This is a genomic window from Enterovibrio sp. FF113, assembly GCF_041439165.1.
GTDB classification, from domain to species: Bacteria; Pseudomonadota; Gammaproteobacteria; order Enterobacterales; family Vibrionaceae; genus Enterovibrio; species Enterovibrio norvegicus_A.
This window is the reverse complement of record NZ_JBGONO010000016.1, coordinates 1-18893: the sequence shown is the minus strand read 5'-3', so window position 1 is coordinate 18893 and position 18893 is coordinate 1. Positions and strand designations below refer to the sequence as shown.

At 48.3% G+C, this 18893-nt stretch carries 16 protein-coding genes and 1 tRNA gene; 12 read left to right on the top strand and 5 right to left on the bottom strand.

What is annotated here, in order from left to right; genetic code table 11:
• Positions 1-3 precede the first annotated feature (3 nt).
• Together sapA and pspF are read right to left on the bottom strand one after the other, a co-directional pair.
• Entirely contained in the window at positions 4-1623 is a 1620-nt protein-coding gene (gene sapA / locus ACED36_RS13805; protein WP_016960488.1) for an ABC transporter substrate-binding protein SapA, read from the bottom strand.
• Between the two features lie 110 nt (positions 1624-1733).
• Positions 1734-2735, bottom strand: coding sequence for a phage shock protein operon transcriptional activator (gene pspF / locus ACED36_RS13800; RefSeq protein ID WP_017004845.1), 1002 nt, complete (start codon positions 2733-2735; stop codon positions 1734-1736).
• A 187-nt stretch (positions 2736-2922) separates the two neighbouring features.
• Between pspF and pspA the strand changes: the two genes are divergently transcribed.
• The 6 genes from pspA to tyrR all read left to right on the top strand — a co-directional run bounded on the left by pspA (position 2923) and on the right by tyrR (position 8588).
• Positions 2923-3588: a phage shock protein PspA gene (gene pspA / locus ACED36_RS13795; RefSeq protein WP_016960486.1), complete on the top strand. Its 666-nt coding sequence runs from the start codon at positions 2923-2925 to the stop codon at positions 3586-3588.
• A 24-nt stretch (positions 3589-3612) separates the two neighbouring features.
• The gene (gene pspB, locus ACED36_RS13790; protein ID WP_016960485.1) at positions 3613-3843 is read left to right on the top strand and encodes an envelope stress response membrane protein PspB; all 231 of its coding nucleotides are present in this window, start codon (positions 3613-3615) and stop codon (positions 3841-3843) included.
• Complete coding sequence (gene pspC, locus ACED36_RS13785; RefSeq protein ID WP_016960484.1) at positions 3840-4226, top strand: envelope stress response membrane protein PspC; 387 nt, start codon at positions 3840-3842, stop codon at positions 4224-4226. The genes pspB and pspC overlap by 4 nt, the downstream gene beginning before the upstream one ends.
• 75 nt (positions 4227-4301) lie before the next feature.
• Positions 4302-5696 carry a YcjX family protein gene (locus ACED36_RS13780; protein WP_016960483.1) on the top strand — a complete coding sequence of 465 codons (1395 nt, stop codon included), beginning with the start codon at positions 4302-4304 and terminating at the stop codon, positions 5694-5696.
• Positions 5697-5705: 9 nt separating this feature from the next.
• The gene (locus tag ACED36_RS13775) at positions 5706-6737 is read left to right on the top strand and encodes a YcjF family protein (RefSeq protein WP_016960482.1); all 1032 of its coding nucleotides are present in this window, start codon (positions 5706-5708) and stop codon (positions 6735-6737) included.
• Between the two features lie 309 nt (positions 6738-7046).
• Positions 7047-8588, top strand: a complete 1542-nt coding sequence (tyrR, locus tag ACED36_RS13770) for a transcriptional regulator TyrR (protein ID WP_016960481.1) — start codon at positions 7047-7049, stop codon at positions 8586-8588.
• 21 nt (positions 8589-8609) lie between these two features.
• Here the strand turns inward: tyrR and ACED36_RS13765 are convergent, their stop codons facing one another.
• Positions 8610-9083 carry a methylated-DNA--[protein]-cysteine S-methyltransferase gene (locus ACED36_RS13765; protein ID WP_026024058.1) on the bottom strand — a complete coding sequence of 158 codons (474 nt, stop codon included), beginning with the start codon at positions 9081-9083 and terminating at the stop codon, positions 8610-8612.
• Between the two features lie 33 nt (positions 9084-9116).
• On the opposite strand from ACED36_RS13765, the gene rimJ reads away from it, so the two are divergent.
• Positions 9117-9704, top strand: a complete 588-nt coding sequence (gene rimJ, locus ACED36_RS13760) for a ribosomal protein S5-alanine N-acetyltransferase (RefSeq protein ID WP_016960479.1) — start codon at positions 9117-9119, stop codon at positions 9702-9704.
• 125 nt (positions 9705-9829) lie between these two features.
• On the opposite strand, the gene pyk is transcribed toward rimJ, so the two are convergent.
• On the bottom strand, positions 9830-11275 hold the full coding sequence (gene pyk, locus ACED36_RS13755; RefSeq protein WP_016960478.1) for a pyruvate kinase: 1446 nt from the start codon (positions 11273-11275) through the stop codon (positions 9830-9832).
• 146 nt (positions 11276-11421) lie between these two features.
• Positions 11422-12276 (bottom strand): MurR/RpiR family transcriptional regulator, encoded by an 855-nt coding sequence (locus tag ACED36_RS13750; protein WP_016960477.1) that lies wholly within the window; start codon positions 12274-12276, stop codon positions 11422-11424.
• A 314-nt stretch (positions 12277-12590) separates the two neighbouring features.
• Here ACED36_RS13750 and ACED36_RS13745 point away from each other — a divergent pair, with 314 nt between their 5' ends.
• The 5 genes from ACED36_RS13745 to ACED36_RS13725 all read left to right on the top strand — a co-directional run bounded on the left by ACED36_RS13745 (position 12591) and on the right by ACED36_RS13725 (position 18817).
• A complete protein-coding gene (locus tag ACED36_RS13745; RefSeq protein WP_016960476.1) occupies positions 12591-13448 on the top strand; it encodes an SDR family oxidoreductase in 858 nt (285 codons plus the stop codon).
• 623 nt (positions 13449-14071) lie between these two features.
• Positions 14072-14749: a TetR/AcrR family transcriptional regulator gene (locus tag ACED36_RS13740; RefSeq protein WP_016960475.1), complete on the top strand. Its 678-nt coding sequence runs from the start codon at positions 14072-14074 to the stop codon at positions 14747-14749.
• A gap of 56 nt (positions 14750-14805) precedes the next feature.
• On the top strand, positions 14806-17100 hold the full coding sequence (locus ACED36_RS13735; protein ID WP_371733433.1) for an acyl-CoA dehydrogenase: 2295 nt from the start codon (positions 14806-14808) through the stop codon (positions 17098-17100).
• Between the two features lie 155 nt (positions 17101-17255).
• Entirely contained in the window at positions 17256-18458 is a 1203-nt protein-coding gene (gene fabV / locus ACED36_RS13730; RefSeq protein ID WP_016960473.1) for an enoyl-ACP reductase FabV, read from the top strand.
• 285 nt (positions 18459-18743) lie between these two features.
• Positions 18744-18817: transfer RNA gene (locus ACED36_RS13725), tRNA-Cys, on the top strand.
• Positions 18818-18893: the final 76 nt, after the last annotated feature.

Here is an 18893-nt window from a genome sequence, read left to right as displayed (position 1 = left end):
AGATCACTGGCTCCTAGAAACATTGGCAAAAGATTTGTCTCCGAAAGGACTAAGAGTAATGCCCTGCAATTTGGCATTTCGAGCTTGATAATGAACGCCATGCGCGAGAGGGATAAGTGGCATGCGATCTTGAAGAATAGCTTGAGCTTGTAAGTAAATTTCTCTGCGATCTTCACGAACATCGGTTGCGATAGCGCTATCTAAATGACGGTCAAAATAGCGGTTACACCAATTAGATAGATTCCAGCCCGTGAATTTCGCATTGCAAGAAAGAAGTGGGCGAAGGAAGTTGTCGGGGTCACCGTTATCAGCAATCCAACCGGTTAGGACCATATCTAAATTACTCGGGTCTTGCTTTAGCTGCTTACGGTTAATGTCCTCTTGAGCAACGATATTAACGGTAATGCCAATTGCAGCAAGGTTCGATTGAATAAGCTCTGCGGCTTTTCTCGGGCTTGGGTTATAGGACTTGGGCGTCAGCGGCACCAAAAGTTCTACCGTAAAGCCATGTCGATAGCCTGCTTTAGCCATCAGTCCAAGCGCAAGTTGAGGATCAAACGCCGTGGTGCTTTCACTGTCGTAAGCCCAAGACATGGGAGGAAGCATGCCCGTTGCGGTTGTGCCAGTGCCGTAGTAAACCGATTGAATGAGCGCATCGCGGTTGATAGCCAAGCTAATGGCTTGACGCACCTCAAGTTCTGATAACGCAGGGTGGCGAGTATTCAACGCAAGAAAGGCGACGTTCATACCGGTTTGTGACGCGAGAACAAAATCAGGGTTTTTCTCGATGACAGATAACTGACTGGCGATAGGCGACGACAACACGTCACACTCACGTGTGATCAGCTTGGTAAATGTCCCCGTTCCGCGTGTACTGATGTCAAAGACAACTTGTTCCATTGGCGCTGCACCATTCCAATACCCCCAATGGCGTTTCAATCGGATATAGCGGTGAGGTTGGTACTCATCCAAATAGAATGCGCCGGAACCCACGGGATGCGTATCAATACGTCCCGGTGTGCCTGATGTGAGTAGATGCTTGGCGTACTCCGCAGAATGAACAACAGCATAAGTCGTGGCGAGTGTAGAAAGGAACGACACATCAGGTCGAGACAAAGTGAATCTCACCTGATATTGACCGATGGCGGCGACATTATCGACAAGGCCTCGGAAATCCATGCTGTCAAACCAAGGGTATTCGCCGCCGGACACCTTATGAAAAGGATGGTCAGGATCAATCAGTCGCTCGAAACTGAACACCACATCTTCTGCTGTCAATCCGCGGTGTGGAATAAACCAATCTGTCACTTGAAACGTCGCGCTTTTTCTCAGATTGAAGGTGTATTCCTTGCCATCTGGGCTGACTTCCCAACTCTGCGCAAGCATCGGCTTGGGCTGATAGGTATTGGGGTCCAACTGCAATAGGCGATCGAATAATTGGCTAGAAAGGGCGTCAGCGGTTAAGCCACCGTCGGTTAGCTGCGGATTGAATGTATTTGGCTGACCCGGTCCACAATAGATAAACCCGCGATTTCGCGCAGAGTTGTCTGAGAACGGATCTTCACATCCAGCCAGAAGGAGAATGGTTACGCTTGCAATCAGCAAGCGGCTTAACGCGCTCATAAGCCAATGATTAGGTAATAAAGTTAAGATGTTAATTTACCACTGAAGCAACAAAGTCACCAAGTCACGGTGTAAATAAGAGGGTAATTTCAGAATAACAAACTGAAAACTCAGTCTGAATCGATGTTTTCATCACCAACCAGATTGTATTTTCGCAATAACCCTCTTACTTGATGGTAGCTTAACCCCAACAGCTCTGCGGCGCGTCTTTGATTGAACTTGGCATGTGTCATCGCAAATTCAACGATTTCTTTTTCTTGGTCTTGTTGCCACTGCCGCAAATCCATAGGCAGCACAAACTGAGGTGTTGCTTTCACTTCTGACGTTGGCATTGCTGCCCAAGGTGCTTTGTAAGGGTCTAACAGTATGGCATCGACAGGGCTGTCCTCGTCTGCATGACGATAGATTGCACGTTCAACCACGTTCTTTAATTCGCGCACATTGCCTGGCCAATGATAGTCGTTAAGGGCTTGTATTGCGCCAGAGGTAAAACCAGAGAAATAGTGATACCCAAGCTCTCGGCACATCTTCAATGCGTAGTATTCCGCCAGCAGCAAAATATCCCCGTGACGTTCGCGAAGCGGGGGAAGATGAATCACATCAAACGCGAGGCGATCGAGCAGATCTGCGCGAAATTCACCGTCAGCAGCCAGTTGTGGCAAGTTTTCGTTGGTGGCACAAATGAGCCGGACATCAGCGCTTAACATATCGCTGCCACCGACGCGTTCATACTCGCCATATTCAATCACACGAAGCAGCTTTTCTTGTACACCTAGTGGTGACGTCGCCAGTTCATCCAAAAACAGTGTTCCGCCTTCGGCCCGCTCGAAGCGTCCTTTGTGGCGGCCTTTGGCACCGCTGAATGACCCCGCTTCATGACCAAATAGCTCTGAATCAATTAAGCCTTCGCTAAGGGCTGCGCAGTTTAGGCTCACCAAGGGGCCATCCCAACGTCGTGACAAATAATGAAGCCGTTTCGCAATCAGCTCCTTACCCGTTCCTCGTTCGCCAAGCAGCAGCACGGGTCTGTTTAATGGCGCGATTCGGGAGACATGATCGAGTACCGAGAGAAAGTGGTCAGACTCGCCGATAAGGTTGTCAGGCTTTTGCATGGCTAAATTTACCAACTGTTAGTTTATTTCATCATACGCTTATCACCCTACAATTCACTAAATTATTTAACCTATTGATATATATTGATAATAAAAGTTGGCACGTTGCTTGATATAGACATTACCAAATGAGGTATTCCCTCAATCGGTAGGCGCACAGAGCGCATTCGGCATAAGGAGCATCACAATGGGTATTTTCTCTCGCTTTGCAGACATCGTTAACGCTAATGTCAACTCACTGTTGGACAAAGCAGAAGATCCACAAAAAATGGTTCGCTTGATCATTCAAGAGATGGAAGACACGTTAGTCGAAGTGCGCACTTCATCTGCCCGTGCACTGGCTGACAAAAAAGAATTGGCGCGTAAGATTGACGGCATCGAACGTCAAATGACAGATTGGCAGGAAAAAGCGACGCTGGCGTTGCAAAAATCTCGCGAAGATCTGGCTCGCGCCGCGTTAATTGAAAAGCAGAAAGTGCACGATATCTTGCTGACGCTAAAAGAAGAGTTCCATTTGGTAGAAGAAACCATTGGTAAGCTTGGCAATGAAGTCGCTGAACTGGAAACCAAATTAGCGGAAACCCGCGCACGTCAACAAGCGTTGGTGATCCGCCGTGAAACCGCAGGCAAGCGTCGTGACGTACGTCGTCAGCTAGACACCGGCCGCACCGATGAAGCGTTGGCAAAGTTTGAGCAGTACGAGCGCCGTATCGATGAACTTGAAGCGGAAGCAGACAGCTACAGCATTGGCAAAGGAAAGCATCTCGAAGACGAATTTGCCGATCTTCAAGCGCAAGATGAAATTGAAAAAGAACTCGCTCGTATGAAAGCGGAACTCAAGGACAAAGAATAAAACCTAACAAGGTAAGGAGTTGGCATGTCAATGGCGTTTTTATCCATCCCGTTGGTGGTGTTTCTCGTTTTCGTCGCACCCCTGTGGCTGTGGCTTCATTACCGCAGCAAGCGTCAAGTGGGTCAAGGCTTGAGTGGTGATGAGTACGAGCAGTTACAAACACTGGCAGATCGCGCAGAAGCGCTGCAAGACCGCATTCATTCATTAGAGAGAATTCTTGATGAAGAAGCACCAAATTGGAGACATAAAGAATGAGCAAAACGTTGTATCGTGATCCTGTAAATGGGAAGCTCGGCGGCGTTTGTGCAGGTATCGCCGATTACTTGGGTGTAGAAATTTGGTTGGTAAGGATCATTACCGTGTCGGCTTTTCTGATTGGTCTGGGCTTTTTCGTGATTGTGGCATACATTGCTGCGACGTTGATTCTCGAAAAAATGCCGCCGGAAGAAGCAAAGAAAACTAACCATTTCCGAGAACATCAGGTCAAACAAAAACCTTGGCAACAAGGTAAATCAGCGAGTAACTTACTGGCCGATATTGATCAGGAAATGATGCAGATGGAGCAAGGGGTTGCCAAAATGGAAGCCTATGTGACCTCGAGCGAATTCGATCTTAATCGCCAGTTTAAAAAGCTATAATTTTTTAAGCTGTTATCCTCATCCCTCGCTCAAATAGCGGGGGATTTCTTGTTATAAGAGGAGCTGCTGCCGTCCATGAAATCTGTGAAAAGTCATGTTAATAAATGGGTAAGCCGCGGGCTTGACCGTCATGTTCGCCTTGCTGTAACAGGGTTATCCAGAGCCGGTAAAACGGCTTTTATCACGTCGCTCATCAATCAACTTCTTCATAGCGCCACAAATCCGCGGATGCCGCTTTTTCAGCCCGTGCGAGAAGGGCGCGTGCTAGGCGCACGTCGGGTTCAACAAACGCAGTTACACATTCCAGCGTTTGATTACGATCAGGGCATACAAGCATTGCGTTCGCAGCCGCCTCGCTGGCCGTCGCCAACACGCGATGTGAGCGAAATTCGATTAGCCATTCGTTATCGTCCTGATAGCGGCGCAATGAAATTGCTGCAAGAAACGGCAACCTTGTATGTGGATATTGTGGATTACCCAGGCGAGTGGTTATTGGATTTACCGCTGCTTTCCATGAGTTTTGATGAGTGGTCGAGAAAACAATCCGGTATTTTAATCGGCAAACGTAAAGCGCTCGCAGAAGATTGGCTTGCGTCTTTAGAGACGTTTGACCCGCTGGCAGACGCAGATGAAGCGCGCATTGCGGAATTGTCTGAAAAATTCACCGCCTATTTGCATGCCTGCAAAGACGAAGCGGGCTTGCACTGGGTTCAGCCAGGGAGATTCGTGTTACCCGGTGAATATGCTGGCGCTCCGGTGCTGCAATTCTTCCCTTTAGTGAATGAAAAGTATGGTGAGAGCCAGTTGGCGCAAGCTTCGCCTAGCAGCAACTATGCAATACTCAAACAGCGCTACGACTATTACTGTCAGCACATCATAAAAGGCTTCTATCAAGATCACTTTTCAAAAGTGGATAGACAAATTGTGCTGGTGGATACCTTACAGCCCTTAAACGCAGGGCCAGAGTCATTCAATGACATGCGTTTGGCCTTAGAGCAATTGATGCAAAGCTTTCGGTATGGCAAAAGTGGCTTGTTGCGTCGTCTCTTTGCACCGAGTATCGACAAAATATTGTTTGCTGCGACCAAAGCGGATCACGTGACGCCCGATCAGCATCCAAACCTTGTTTCCTTGTTGCAGCAGCTTATTCACGAAGCTTGGCAAACTGCCGCGTTTGAAGGTATTGATATGGAGTGCATCAGTTTGGCATCCATTCAGGCGACAGAACCGGGAATGGTTGATCACAAAGGCGAGTCAGTTTCGGCGCTTCGCGGCACACTCGAAACGGGTGAGCCAATGTTGATGTATCCGGGAGACGTGCCTCCGCGACTACCGAATGATGCATTCTGGCAAAACAGCCACTTTGAATTTCGACAGTTCAGACCCATGCCCAACGATGTTGATGAGCCATTGCCTCACATTCGGGTGGATAAAGCACTGCAGTATTTGCTGGGTGACAAACTCAGATAAAGGTACGACATGAGTGATTATAAAAAAGCGATTGTGTTTGAAGACACAGAAAAACCAGAAGAAGCGCCAGAGTTGACGGCACAGCGCCAGTTTGATGCTGGCGCGGCAACCTTCTCCGTTGCTCAAATTGAAGAAGAAACTGACGCCGAGCAAAGGCTTGAAGCTGCGCTGAAGCCAAAGAAAAAGCGTTGGGGTATGCGTGCGTTAGCCGCAGCAGGCATTGGCTTGGTGTGCTGGCAAACCGTCGACAGTGTTTGGACAGCCGTACAAGGCGGTGATTGGCTGACGGTGGGCTGGAGTGGCTTTGTCGCCGGTATTGCCGCATTAGGCGTGGCTGCTATTGGCCGGGAATTCATGGCATTACGTCGCTTAAAAGGGCGGCAAGATGAGCGCGATCAGGTATTAGCGATCATAGATGCTGACGGCATTGGTAAAGCCAAAGGCGTGTGTGAAAAGCTTGCGAAACAAGCGGGCACGCAAATGACGGCGGGTTATGACAAGTGGCAAACCTCGTTGGCTGCTACACACAACGACAAAGAAGTGTTTGAGTTGTATGACCATATGGTGGTGACCGAACAAGATGTTCGTGCGAAGAAAATGGTCACTAAATACGCGTCTGAAGCAGCCTTAATGGTGGCATTGAGTCCTTTAGCGATTGCCGACATGTTGCTGGTGGCATGGCGTAACTTCCGTCTGCTCGAGCAAATATCTACCGTGTATGGCGTCAAACTCGGGTATTGGTCTCGTATTCGTTTGCTGCGCTTGGTGCTGGCTAATATGGCATTTGCGGGCGCCAGTGAAGCGCTCACCGACATTGGCACCGATCTACTTTCTGTTGATTTGGCGGGTAAACTGTCTGCGCGTGCTGCGCAGGGTCTAGGTGTCGGTTTGCTGACAGCGAGACTTGGTTACAGAGCCATGGCGGTGATGCGACCGCTGCCTTATGTCGGGACTAAAGCACCGAAATTGTCAGATATGCGTAAGCAACTGCTCGGCAGGCTGACGTCAGGCAACAAGAGCGCTGACAATAGCCGAAGCTGAACATTTTGCAGTTAAAAGACGACGAATCATAGATGTTGGCTCGTCATAGATAAGGGGCAGGGGATATCAACTGCTCCTTTTTTCATCCCGCTCATCTCTTTTCATTCTCACGTTTTACACTGTGCTGCTTGACTCATACAGGCTTCGGGCGCAAACTTCGAAAACTGTCAACAATTCATGACACTTGGTGTGCGGATTTAATCTGGCGCACTGTGACCTCGAATTAACGCACCCTTCACATCAACATGGTCGGCATCGGTACATAGAAATATTGGACGATATCGACCTTATTGCTAGCAGGACATCACCGTGAGACTACAGGTCTTTTGCGAAGATCGACTTGGCTTAACCCGCGAGTTACTCGATATTCTGGCCAGACGCAGTATCGACTTGCGTGGCATCGAGATCGACCAAGTCGGGATTATTTACCTCAACTGCCCCGAAATAGAGTTCGACGAATTTCGACAATTAATGTCGGAAATTCGTCTGATAAGCGGCGTAACTGACGTACGGAAAATCCAATTTCTCCCTGCAGAGCGAGAGCACCGCGAACTTCGCGCGCTACTTGAAACCCTAAGCGATCCCGTTTTTTCCGTTAACCTTAACGGCAAAGTCGACATGGCAAATAAAGCCGCGTTTCGCCTGATGGATTGTAAAGAGGCTGATGTTATTGGTGAAATCGCGAACAACCTGTTCCCAGACTTCAACTTTACCCATTGGTTAGAGCGTGATAACGCCGGACAAATGTGTCGTCAAGTTGTTCTTTCAGGTATGGACTACCTGATGGAAGTGATGCCCGTGTATGTCACAGACAACGAAGACAAAGACGTACTTGCCAGTGCGGTGATTCAGTTGAAACAAGTGTCGATGAGTCACTTGCCGACCACGCTGTATCGTACGCCAGGCGAGCATGGTTTTGAGCACTTGGTGGGTCAGTCGAGCAAGTTCCGTGCACTGGTTAATCAGGCCAAGAAATTTGCGATGTTGGATGCTCCTTTGCTTATTCAAGGCGAAACGGGCACAGGTAAAGAGCTGTTAGCGAAAGCCTGTCACCAGCGCTCGCATCGTGCAGAGCAACCATTTTTGTTGGTTAACTGCGTGTCGATGCCAGATGATGCCGCTGAAACCGAACTGTTTGGTTGTGCGCCGGGTTTGGACCATGATGGCAAAAAAGGGCAATTTGAGCAGGCCGATGGCGGTACCGTTTTCCTTTACGAAGTGGGAGAAATGAGTCCGCATTTGCAAATTAAGCTGCTGCGCTTTATGCAAGACGGCACATTCCGCCGCGTTGGGGAAGAGCGTGAAATCAAAGTCGATGTTCGCGTGATCTGCTCAACACAAAAGAACTTGGCAGAGCGTGTCGCTGCGGGACAGTTTAGAGAAGATTTGTTCTATCGACTCAACGTATTGTCGCTAACCGTGCCGCCACTTCGTGAGCGTCCATCCGACGTGCAGCCTTTGGCTGAGTTGTTCCTCAATCAGTTCTCGGCAGAGTTGGGACAGGAAAAGCCAGCGCTTCAGCAAGGCATTCCTGAGTTTCTTTCCCAATATTCTTGGCCGGGGAACATTCGCCAATTGCGCAATGTACTGTTCCGTGCGATGACCCAGATTGAAGAGGGTTGCTTGACCAAAGACGACATCCAATTGCCAGAAACTGAGCAAGCGGCGTTTTTGACAGAAGAGACAATGGAAGGCTCGTTAGATGACATTATGAAGCGTTACGAGTCGGGTATTTTGTCGAACTTATATCGTAGTTATCCGTCGACACGTAAGCTAGCAAAACGCCTGAGCGTGTCGCATACAGCGATAGCGAACAAATTGCGTGAATACGCGATTGGCAAAAAAGCTTAACGAAAAAGTGACGAAAAGCGGCTAGTTTGCCGCTTTTTCTTCAAGAGTTAGCAGCCTCTGTTTGATCTCCAGCCCATAACGATAACCTGTTAGCTTACCGTCACTGCCAATCACGCGATGGCAAGGTACGATAAGCGGAATGGGATTGACATTATTCGCCATTCCCACCGCACGATATGCTTGAGGGTTACCAATGTCTTCGGCAATTTGGCTGTAGGTTCTCGTTTCACCATAAGGAATACGGGCCAACGCCTGCCAGACTTGGCGCTGAAATTCTGTGCCTTCCGGGGCTAATGGAATATCGAATTGAGTGCGTTTACCGGAGAGAAATTCGAGCAGCTGTTTTTTATACGGCGCGATCTGCGAGGGAGAGTGTTTCCACTCAAGGCTTTGCTCGAAGGGATGATAAAGACATAGCGAAAGTTGCCTAAGTCCGGATTCATCCGCCAACATGTGGATTTTCCCTAATGGGGAATCAAAGCTATCGTAGTACATAGGTCCAACACAAAAAATTAGACAGGAGGCGAGTTGTCAGTCGAAATTATAAACCCTTTCCCTAGTTTAAGCGTTGATAATCTAGTCATCCGCGCGATACAAAAAGCCGATGTCGCAAGAGTGGTTCGATATTTTCAGGTGAATCGCACATTTCTGTCGCCCTGGGAACCGCTGAGACCAGATGGCTTTTTCACCTATGAAGGATGGGAAAGACGCGTTGTTCAGCTCGCCGAATTGCAACGTCATGGGCTGGCGTACTACTTTCTGATCTTTGAAAAAGGCAGTGATGATGTCGCGGGTGTGATCACCTACAACAATATTATGCAGTTCCCTTTTCACGCCTGTAACGTTGGATACTCTCTGGCGGAATCATCACAGGGAAAAGGGCTGATGCGTCGGTCATTAAAAATCACCAACCAATGGCTGTTTGATAATCTTAACTTACACCGCATTATGGCGTCCTACATGCCGAGGAACACGCGAAGTGAAGCGGTATTACTGGAGGCGGGTTTTACCAAAGAAGGTGAAGCCAAAGATTATTTGCTGATCAACGGTCAGTGGGAAGACCACATTTTGACGTCCGTGATTAACCCCGATTGGGTGGCATCGATTAACGAGTAGTCAGTGTCAGTCGATCGATTAGCAGTAAGTCGTATGCCGCAAGTGTGAAATAGAAAAACTGAGTCACTTCCCTCAATAAAGAGCCCCGCCATGCAGCGGGGCTTTTTATTTCTAGCTTCTAGCGCTTAGGTCACAGTAATCATTCGCATGGTGTTGGTTGTACCCACATAACCCATGACATCACCTTGTGTGAAAATCACCACATCCCATGGCTGTAGGAAGCCTTGCTCTTTCAATAGTGTGATTGCCTTGTGTGCCACATCAGGTCCTGCGCCTGTATCACTTTGGAAATAGATAGGTGTGACACCACGATAAAGCGCAGCGCGACGCAGTGTCGCTTCATGTTGAGACAAAGCAAAAATCGGTTTGCCCGAACTGATACGAGACATCATCAACGCGGTTTTGCCTGATTCGGTCAGCGATACCATCGCTTTTACCTTTGGCATATGGTTGGCAGCATACATACTTGCCATCGACACCGTTTCTTCAATCAACTCGAACTCTTTATTGAGTCGGTGATTGGACACGTTGATAGACGGCATTTTCTCCGCACCAATGCACACTTCTGCCATGGCTTTAACGGTTTCAAGCGGGTAATCCCCCGCGGCGGTCTCTGCCGATAGCATCACCGCATCGGTACCATCAAGAACGGCATTCGCCACGTCCATGACTTCTGCGCGTGTTGGCATCGGCGCTTTTATCATTGACTCCATCATTTGTGTCGCAGTAATCACACAGCGGTTGAGAGCACGTGCACGGCGAATCAATTTTTTCTGTACGCCGACCAATTCTGGGTCACCAATTTCTACCCCGAGGTCACCACGTGCCACCATGACGACATCGGACGCTTCGATAATGTCATCGATATTTTCGTCAGTCGCGACCGTTTCCGCCCGTTCCACTTTGGCCACCAAGCGAGCGTCCAAACCCGCATCGCGCGCTAAAGAGCGGGCAAGGCGCATATCTTCGCCGTTACGAGGGAAGGAGATAGCAAGGTAATCCACGCCAATTTTCGCCGCGGTTAAAATGTCTTGTTTGTCTTTGTCTGTCAGTGCGGGAGCTGAAAGGCCTCCCCCTTTTTTGTTGATGCCTTTGTTGTTAGAAAGTGGGCCACCGACCGTTACGTCGGTATGTACACAGGTGCCCTCAACAGAAACAACTTTGAGTTGCACACGACCATCATCAAGAAGCAACAAATCTCCAGGGCCCACATCTTTTGGCAAATCTTTATAATCGAGACCCACGCGCGCTTTATCGCCTTTGCCCGCAGGTAAATCGCTGTCGAGGATAAAACGATCGCCAATCGCGAGATTTATCTTTCCGTCTGCAAACGTCGAAACGCGAATTTTGGGGCCTTGCAAGTCACCGAGAATACCAATGTGTGTGCCGAGTTTTGCCGCAATGGCACGAACTTGGTTGGCACGCTCAATATGGTCTTCTGCACTGCCGTGCGAGAAGTTCATTCGTACGACATTAGCGCCGCTCGCGATAAGCGCTTCTAACACGCCCTCTTTGTCAGTCGCAGGTCCTAAAGTTGTTACGATTTTTGTCCGTCGCATTGGGTCAGTCATGAAAGTCCCCTGAAGATAAGATAGTTATTATTGATATGGGCAAGAGCTATTGATAATTGAATCTATAAGACAAGTGTAGCCGAGAGAGTGGCAGAGAAAGAAAAAGGGCAGACATTCTGTCTACCCTTTCAATTGCCTACGCTGTTTTATGTCAGCGCTTCTTTGTTGAATCGCGAATCTTTAATGGCTTCTTTCACGCGTTTTAAGTTTTCTCTAAACCCTGGGCCACGGCGCAGCGTAAAGCCCGTCGCCAGAACATCAATCACGGTCATTTGCACGACACGACTTGCCATTGGCATATAGATGTCCGTGTCTTCTGGCACATCTAGCGTGATGGTCAGGGAGCAGACTCTGTCTAGCGGTGAATTCTTTTCGGTGATACCGATAACGGTCGCACCGTTTTCTTTTGCCAATGTTGCTACGTCAACCAATGACTTGGTGCGTCCCGTGTGGGAAATAACAACAACGACATCACCGTCGCTGCAGTTAATGCAACTCATACGCTGCATAACAATGTCATTGAAGCAAACAATGGGAATATTGAAGCGGAAGAATTTATTCTGTGCATCGTGTGCCACAGAGGCAGATGCACCTAGGCCAAAGAAGGAAATCTTCTTAGCTTGCGTCAGCAAATCGACCGCACGATTGATTTGGAGGGTATCAATGCTATTTTTCGCCACATCTAAGCACGCCATGGTCGATTCGAAAATCTTGGCGGTGTAGGCATCAGCGCTGTCGTGTTCTTCGACGTTGCGGTTAACGTATGGAGTGCCATTGGCAAGGCTTTGCGCAAGGTGAAGTTTAAAGTCGGGAAAGCCCTTGGTATCGAGACGACGACAAAAGCGATTGACCGTCGGTTCGCTGACATCCGCCAGTTTTGCCAAAGTAGCAATACTTGAGTGGATAGCCGTTTGGGGCGAAGCGATAATAACTTCTGCCACCTTTCGTTCCGACTTACTAAAATTTTCAATATTTTTTTGTATTTTTTCTAGCGTGTTCATTCAGATTACCGCGTGGCTTCCGCTGTCTAAATTATCAGCAAGTGTTGTCGACATGATGAGTCGGTCGTCGCTGACCTCTTGGGTGAAATAAATCTAAGTTCAACAATGTTATAGTTGAGTCTAACGGGTACATTCACTGAAAGACATTTTAACCAAGAATTGACGTTAAAAAATTTGTATTCATTCACGCTTTTAGTTGCTTAATTACACAAAAGCGGTGTTTTTTTTCATCGTTCATGCGTTGCATTCCGATCTTGTGGCACGTGTTCGCTGGTTTTTTCGTATAAGTGAAAATGGATTACAGGGGGCTTTCGATGCCGAAACCATATAAAACAGTGTCAGTATGCGGATGCGGGTGGCTGGGTTTAGCGCTGGCAGAAAATCTAGTCAAAGATGGCATTGACGTACAAGGAACCAAGCGCTCGAAAGAAGCCGCTTTTGATCTGTCAAAAAAGGGCATTCACGGTGTGGTTTTTGATATCTATGATCAAAACCGACATAGTGGGGAGATCAGCGAAGCGAACAGTTCGTCGCTTTTTGGTAGCGATGTCTTTGTCGCCAACATTCCACCAGGCAGACGCACATTCGATCGCACTGAATTTGTCGTCGCCATGAAATCCTTGGTTGATCGCGCAAAAGCAGGCGGCACGCAACAGTTTATCTTCATCAGTACGACATCGGTATATGGGCAAGCCCAAGGCAAAATTTCTGAAGATAGCGTATGCCATCCGAATACAGAATCGGGCATTGCTCATCGAGAAATAGAACGCTATATCCTAGAGGCGTTTCCGAACGGTGGTGTGGTGTTGAGGCTTTCAGGACTAGTGGGCGCATCCAGACACCCGGCAAAGCACATGGCAGGCCGAACCGGTATTACAGGTGGCAAAGACCCCGTGAACTTGATTCATCGTGATGATTGCATTCGCGCTATTTCAGCCATCATGAAACAACAGCTTGGCGGTGAAACGCTGCACTTGAGTGCGCTAGACCATCCAACTCGCAGTGATTTTTATCGATGGGCGGCACAGGCAATGGGGCTACCCCAGCCAGAATTTATTGAAGATGGTGGAGAAGGGAAGTGGATATCATCAGATGTTACCCTTCAGCGCTTAGGTATGACGCTGCGTTATCCATCGCCATATGACATGCCGCTGCCTGCATTAGACAGCTAGAACACCCTGCACAAGCCAGCCTTTTTGTCGCCTTGTTTACTGATCTTGTTTGCTCACCAAATAGTACAGATAAAAAAAGCCCGCTTCAGAAGAAGCGGGCAACAAAAATGTTTGTAATTAGGAGTAAGAAAAAGCAGCAGTATTTAGTGATAAGTTGAAATTCATGTGTGGCGGCCAGCGATACATTTAAAGGCACTTATCATTTATCTACAGGTATTCAGACGCTGTGTATTTCAATAAGTTCAAAAAAAGTGAAATTTTTCTCTTTCTGATTTTCGTTGCGCTTCATTGACCCCTCGATCAGCACACTTCTCTTGTCTCCAGACGAAAAAAAGCCCGCTCTCAATATCTGATGCGGGCACTAGAAGATCAATAATTCTAAAAAAAAGCAGTGGCATTATATGTGACCTGAGTAACCAGACATTGTTCCCGAAAAACGTGATTTTTTTCTCAAAAATGAGCGTTTTTATCTTTTCAATTCTCTTAATGTCTTATTAAACAGTTGGTTATTAATCGCTCTTTTTTTCATGTCGGAGAGAAAAATCGCCGATAAATGTTTTGGGGTTGTTATTAATGCTAACGAGATGTAAAGTTAAACGGTTGTTTAATACAGGTGAGTGAATATGGCAGGGAAAGGCGAAACCAAAGGCAAAATCCTTGATGCCGCAGAGCAACTTTTTGCAGAACATGGGTTTAAAGACACCTCTCTTCGCACGATCACGAGCAAAGCTGGGGTGAATCTCGCATCGGTTAACTATCACTTTGGCGACAAAAAATCCTTGGTGCGTGCGGTGTTAGCGCGTTATCTCGAAGAGTTCATGCCATTGCTTGAGCAAGAGCTGAAGTTACTGATGGTGAAAGACGATATTTCGATGGAAGACGTGTTCGCGTGCACCAAAAAACCGTTGCTGGGTTTAGATACCTTCCGTCGTCACGGTGCGTCTGTCTTCATGCAGCTTATCGGTCGAGGCTACACCGATGTTCAAGGTCACTTGCGTTGGTTCATCACAACCCGTTACGACAGTGTACTCAAGCTGTTCACGCAAGCGGTGATTAAAGCGAACCCATCGCTGAAACCAGAACATGTGTTTTGGCGTCTGCACTTTACCTTGGGTGCGGTCATTTTCACCATGGCTTCTAACGTTGCTTTGAGTGAAATAGCCGAAAACGATTTTGGCCACAATGTGTCAACAGAAGACATTGTGGACAGACTGATCCCTTACTTGGCTGCAGGCGTAGATGCACCAGCAGGTAAGGAATTATCACTTGTGCCGAGCGATTCATCGCGCAGTGCAGGGTAAGAAAACAATAAGAATAAAAAAACATTAACGTCTGACGAAACAAAAGGATCTGAATCATGAGCTCTCAACCATCACTAAGAAGACGCTACATCAGCGACCCTGCATTTAAGTTTTTTAAGAAAGTTCTGCCACCGCTTTCGATCACGGAACGAGAAGCCATGGAAGCGGGTAGTGTTTGGTGGGACGGCGAGTTATTTGCAGGCAATCCAGATTGGAGCACACTGCTGCATTACCCGAAACCACGTCTCTCGTCAGACGAGCAAGACTTCCTTGATAACCAGTTAGAAACCCTACTGGGTATGCTGGACGATTTCGACATTGTTCAAGAGCGCAAAGACTTGCCACCTGAAGTGTGGGAATTCATGAAAAGAGAGAAATTCTTTTCACTCATTATTCCTAAAGAATTCGGCGGTTTGGCGTTTTCTGCTTACGCAAACTCAACCATCGTTTCTCGCATCGCAACGCGCAGCTTGAGTGCGGCAGTAACGGTCATGGTTCCTAACTCTTTGGGCCCTGGCGAGCTGCTGACTCACTACGGCACAGAAGATCAGAAAAACTACTGGTTGCCACGTTTGGCAAACGGCGACGATGTCCCTTGTTTCGCACTGACAGGTCCGGAAGCGGGCTCTGATGCAGGCTCTATCCCAGATATGGGTGTGGTTTGCATGGGAGAGTTTGAAGGCAAAGAAGTGCTGGGCATTAGCCTCACGTGGAACAAGCGTTATATCACCTTGGCGCCCGTCGCCACGGTATTGGGCTTGGCGTTCAAACTGCAAGATCCCGACGGCTTACTGGGTGAAGAGTCGCCACTAGGTATTACCTGTGCGCTGATCCCTGCGGATCACAAAGGGGTTGAAATTGGCGAGCGCCATAACCCACTCGGTCTTTCATTTATGAATGGGCCAACTCGTGGCCAAGATGTGTTTATCCCAATGGATTGGGTCATCGGTGGACAAGACTATGTTGGCAAAGGCTGGCGTATGCTGGTGGAATGTTTGTCAGCCGGGCGTGGTATCTCATTGCCTGCACTAGGCACGGCTGTGGGCCACTTAACTGCTCGCACCACAGGCGCTTATGCTTACGTGCGCAAACAGTTCGGTATGCATATTGGTAAATTTGAAGGTGTCGCAGAGGCCATGGGACGTATTGGTGGTTACACCTACATGCTCGAAGCGGCGCGTACACTGACAACCACGTCATTAGATATGAAAGAAAAACCGGGCATTGTCACGGCTATTGCGAAATATCACATGACAGAGCTGGCACGAACCATCTTGAATGATTCAATGGATATTCATGCCGGACGCGCGATCCAATTGGGGCCAATGAACTATATCGGCCACCACTACTTCGGGATGCCTGTTGCCATCACGGTAGAAGGCGCAAATATCCTCACGCGCAACTTGATGATCTTCGGTCAGGGCGCGACACGATGCCACCCTTATGTCCTTCAGGAAATGGAAGCGGCGGCTAACCCTGATTCAGCGAAAGGCGCAGAAGAGTTTGATGGCTTATTGATGAAGCACATCGGCTTCGCAACCAAAAACGTGATGATGGCGGTGACCAATGCGTTTACCCGTTCACGTTTTAATGGCTCACCAGTGTCTGGTGAAACGGCTGACTATTATCGTCAACTATCACGCATGAGCCGTGCGCTGGCTGTTACCGCAGACGTATCCATGCTGTCGCTTGGTGGCGAACTAAAACGCCGCGAAATGCTATCAGCGCGTTTAGGTGATGTGCTCAGCCATCTGTATTTGGCGTCTGCAGTATTGAAGCGATTTGAAGATGAAGGCCGTCAGCAAGCTGATTTGCCGTTTGTTCACTACTCGCTGCAACATTGCTTGCACCAGTGTGCTAACGCATTTGATGGCGCGTTTAACAACTTCCCTCGCAAAGGCGTGGGTCGCACGCTAAGAACCTTATTGTTCCCCATTGGCATGCACTACGATGCGCCGTCAGATGTTGTGGCAAATCAAATTGCAGACCTACTGATGACGCCGGGCGCACATCGTGAACGCTTAACGCACCTTTGTTATGTGGGCACGAAAGAAAGCGACCCAATCGCGATTATGGAAAGGGCATTTGACGCCATGCAAGGCATTAAACCGCTTGAGAAGAAACTGGCTGTCGCTGCGAAAAAAGGTCAGTTGCCTGCGAAGGGCATTCTGGCAGAGCGACTCGAGAAAGCACTGGAACTTTACGTGCTGACCAAAGACGAAGTCGAGCAAATCAAACAGGCTGATGCACTGCGCTCCAAAGCCATACAGGTTGATAACTTTGACCCGTCTTGGTTTGCCGATACGACGAAATCTGCAGCGTCTCGTAGCAAAAAGGGAAAAGCGGCTTAACATCGCGATCTTATCGACAAAAACGCCGCAATTGCGGCGTTTTTTTTCGTCAACACCTCCAACCACTGGCTGAATCCCGCCTTTTGCGACAAAAACGAGTGCTAAAACAAGATGAAGTATTTATCCTAAGCCCATCTTTGAAAGGAACATTGAATATGATCATCAAACCGAAAATTCGCGGATTTATCTGTACGACCACTCATCCAGTAGGATGTGAGGCCAACGTAAAAGAGCAAATCGAATACACCAAGGCTCAGGGTCCCATTGCAAATGCACCAAAGCGTGTACTGGTAGTCGGTTCCTCTAGTGGCTATGGCCTGTCATCGCGCATCACTGCAGCGTTTGGCGGCGGTGCAGCGACCATCGGTGTGTTTTTCGAGAAGCCGGGCACAGAGAAAAAGCCAGGCACAGCAGGTTGGTACAACACTGCCGCATTCGACAAATTCGCTAAAGAAGAAGGCCTGTACTCGAAGAGTTTGAACGGTGATGCCTTCTCTGATGAAGCTAAAAAGAAAGCCATCGAGCTAATCAAAGAAGACCTCGGTCAGATTGATATGGTGGTTTACTCACTGGCATCGCCAGTCCGTAAATTGCCAAAAACGGGTGAAGTGGTGCGCTCTTCACTGAAGCCAATCGGTGAGGTATACACCTCAACAGCGGTTGATACCAACAAAGATGAAATCATCTCTGCCAGTGTTGATCCAGCCACCGAAGAAGAAATCAAAGACACCATCACCGTGATGGGCGGCGAAGATTGGGAACTATGGATCAAAGCATTGGGTGATGCTGGCGTATTGGCAGACGGCTGCAAAACCGTTGCTTATAGCTACATCGGTACTGAGCTAACCTGGCCAATCTACTGGGACGGCGCGCTAGGCCGCGCGAAGATGGATCTTGATCGTGCTGCGACTGCGCTGAATGAGAAACTGTCTGCGACCGGTGGCAGCGCGAACGTTGCTGTACTGAAAAGTGTCGTGACACAAGCATCTTCAGCGATCCCAGTGATGCCACTGTACATCGCGATGGTGTTTAAGAAAATGCGTGAAGAAGGCGTGCACGAAGGCTGTATTGAGCAAATCAACCGCATGTTCAACCAACGCCTGTACAAAGCAGATGGCACGGCACCAGAAGTGGACAGCGAAAACCGCTTACGTTTAGACGATTGGGAACTGCGTGATGACATTCAACAGTACTGTCGTGAGCTGTGGCCTCAAATCACCTCAGAGAACTTGAAAGAACTCACCGACTACGTTGAGTACAAAGAAGAGTTCCTGAAACTGTTTGGTTTCGGTATCGACGGTGTGGATTACGACGTAGACGTCAACACAGAAATTGAATTTAACGTTCAAGCTATCTAACGAGCGACGGATCTCCCGTTAGTTTGTTATTGAAAAGCCAGCAAAACCTTGCTGGCTTTTTTGTATCTCAAATCTTGAGACCACGTCCTATATGGGCTGTGACGAAAATTACCAGAAAAAATTGCTAAAAATTTGATCAATGTGGCTGATATTTATCATATTTGGTTGATAAAGAAGCAAACGAACTAAAACCCCTAAATTTATGCGTGACAGCCTCAAAAAGTTATGTAGAATGCCAACCCATACCGCAGCGGGAATCAATTCCTAGAAGCGGATGGAAACAAAGGCGCGTTGGCAGAGTGGCTATGCAGCGGATTGCAAATCCGTGTACCTCGGTTCGACTCCGGGACGCGCCTCCATATTTGCGACACTAGCTCAGTTGGTAGAGCGCAACCTTGCCAAGGTTGAGGTCATCGGTTCGAACCCGATGTGTCG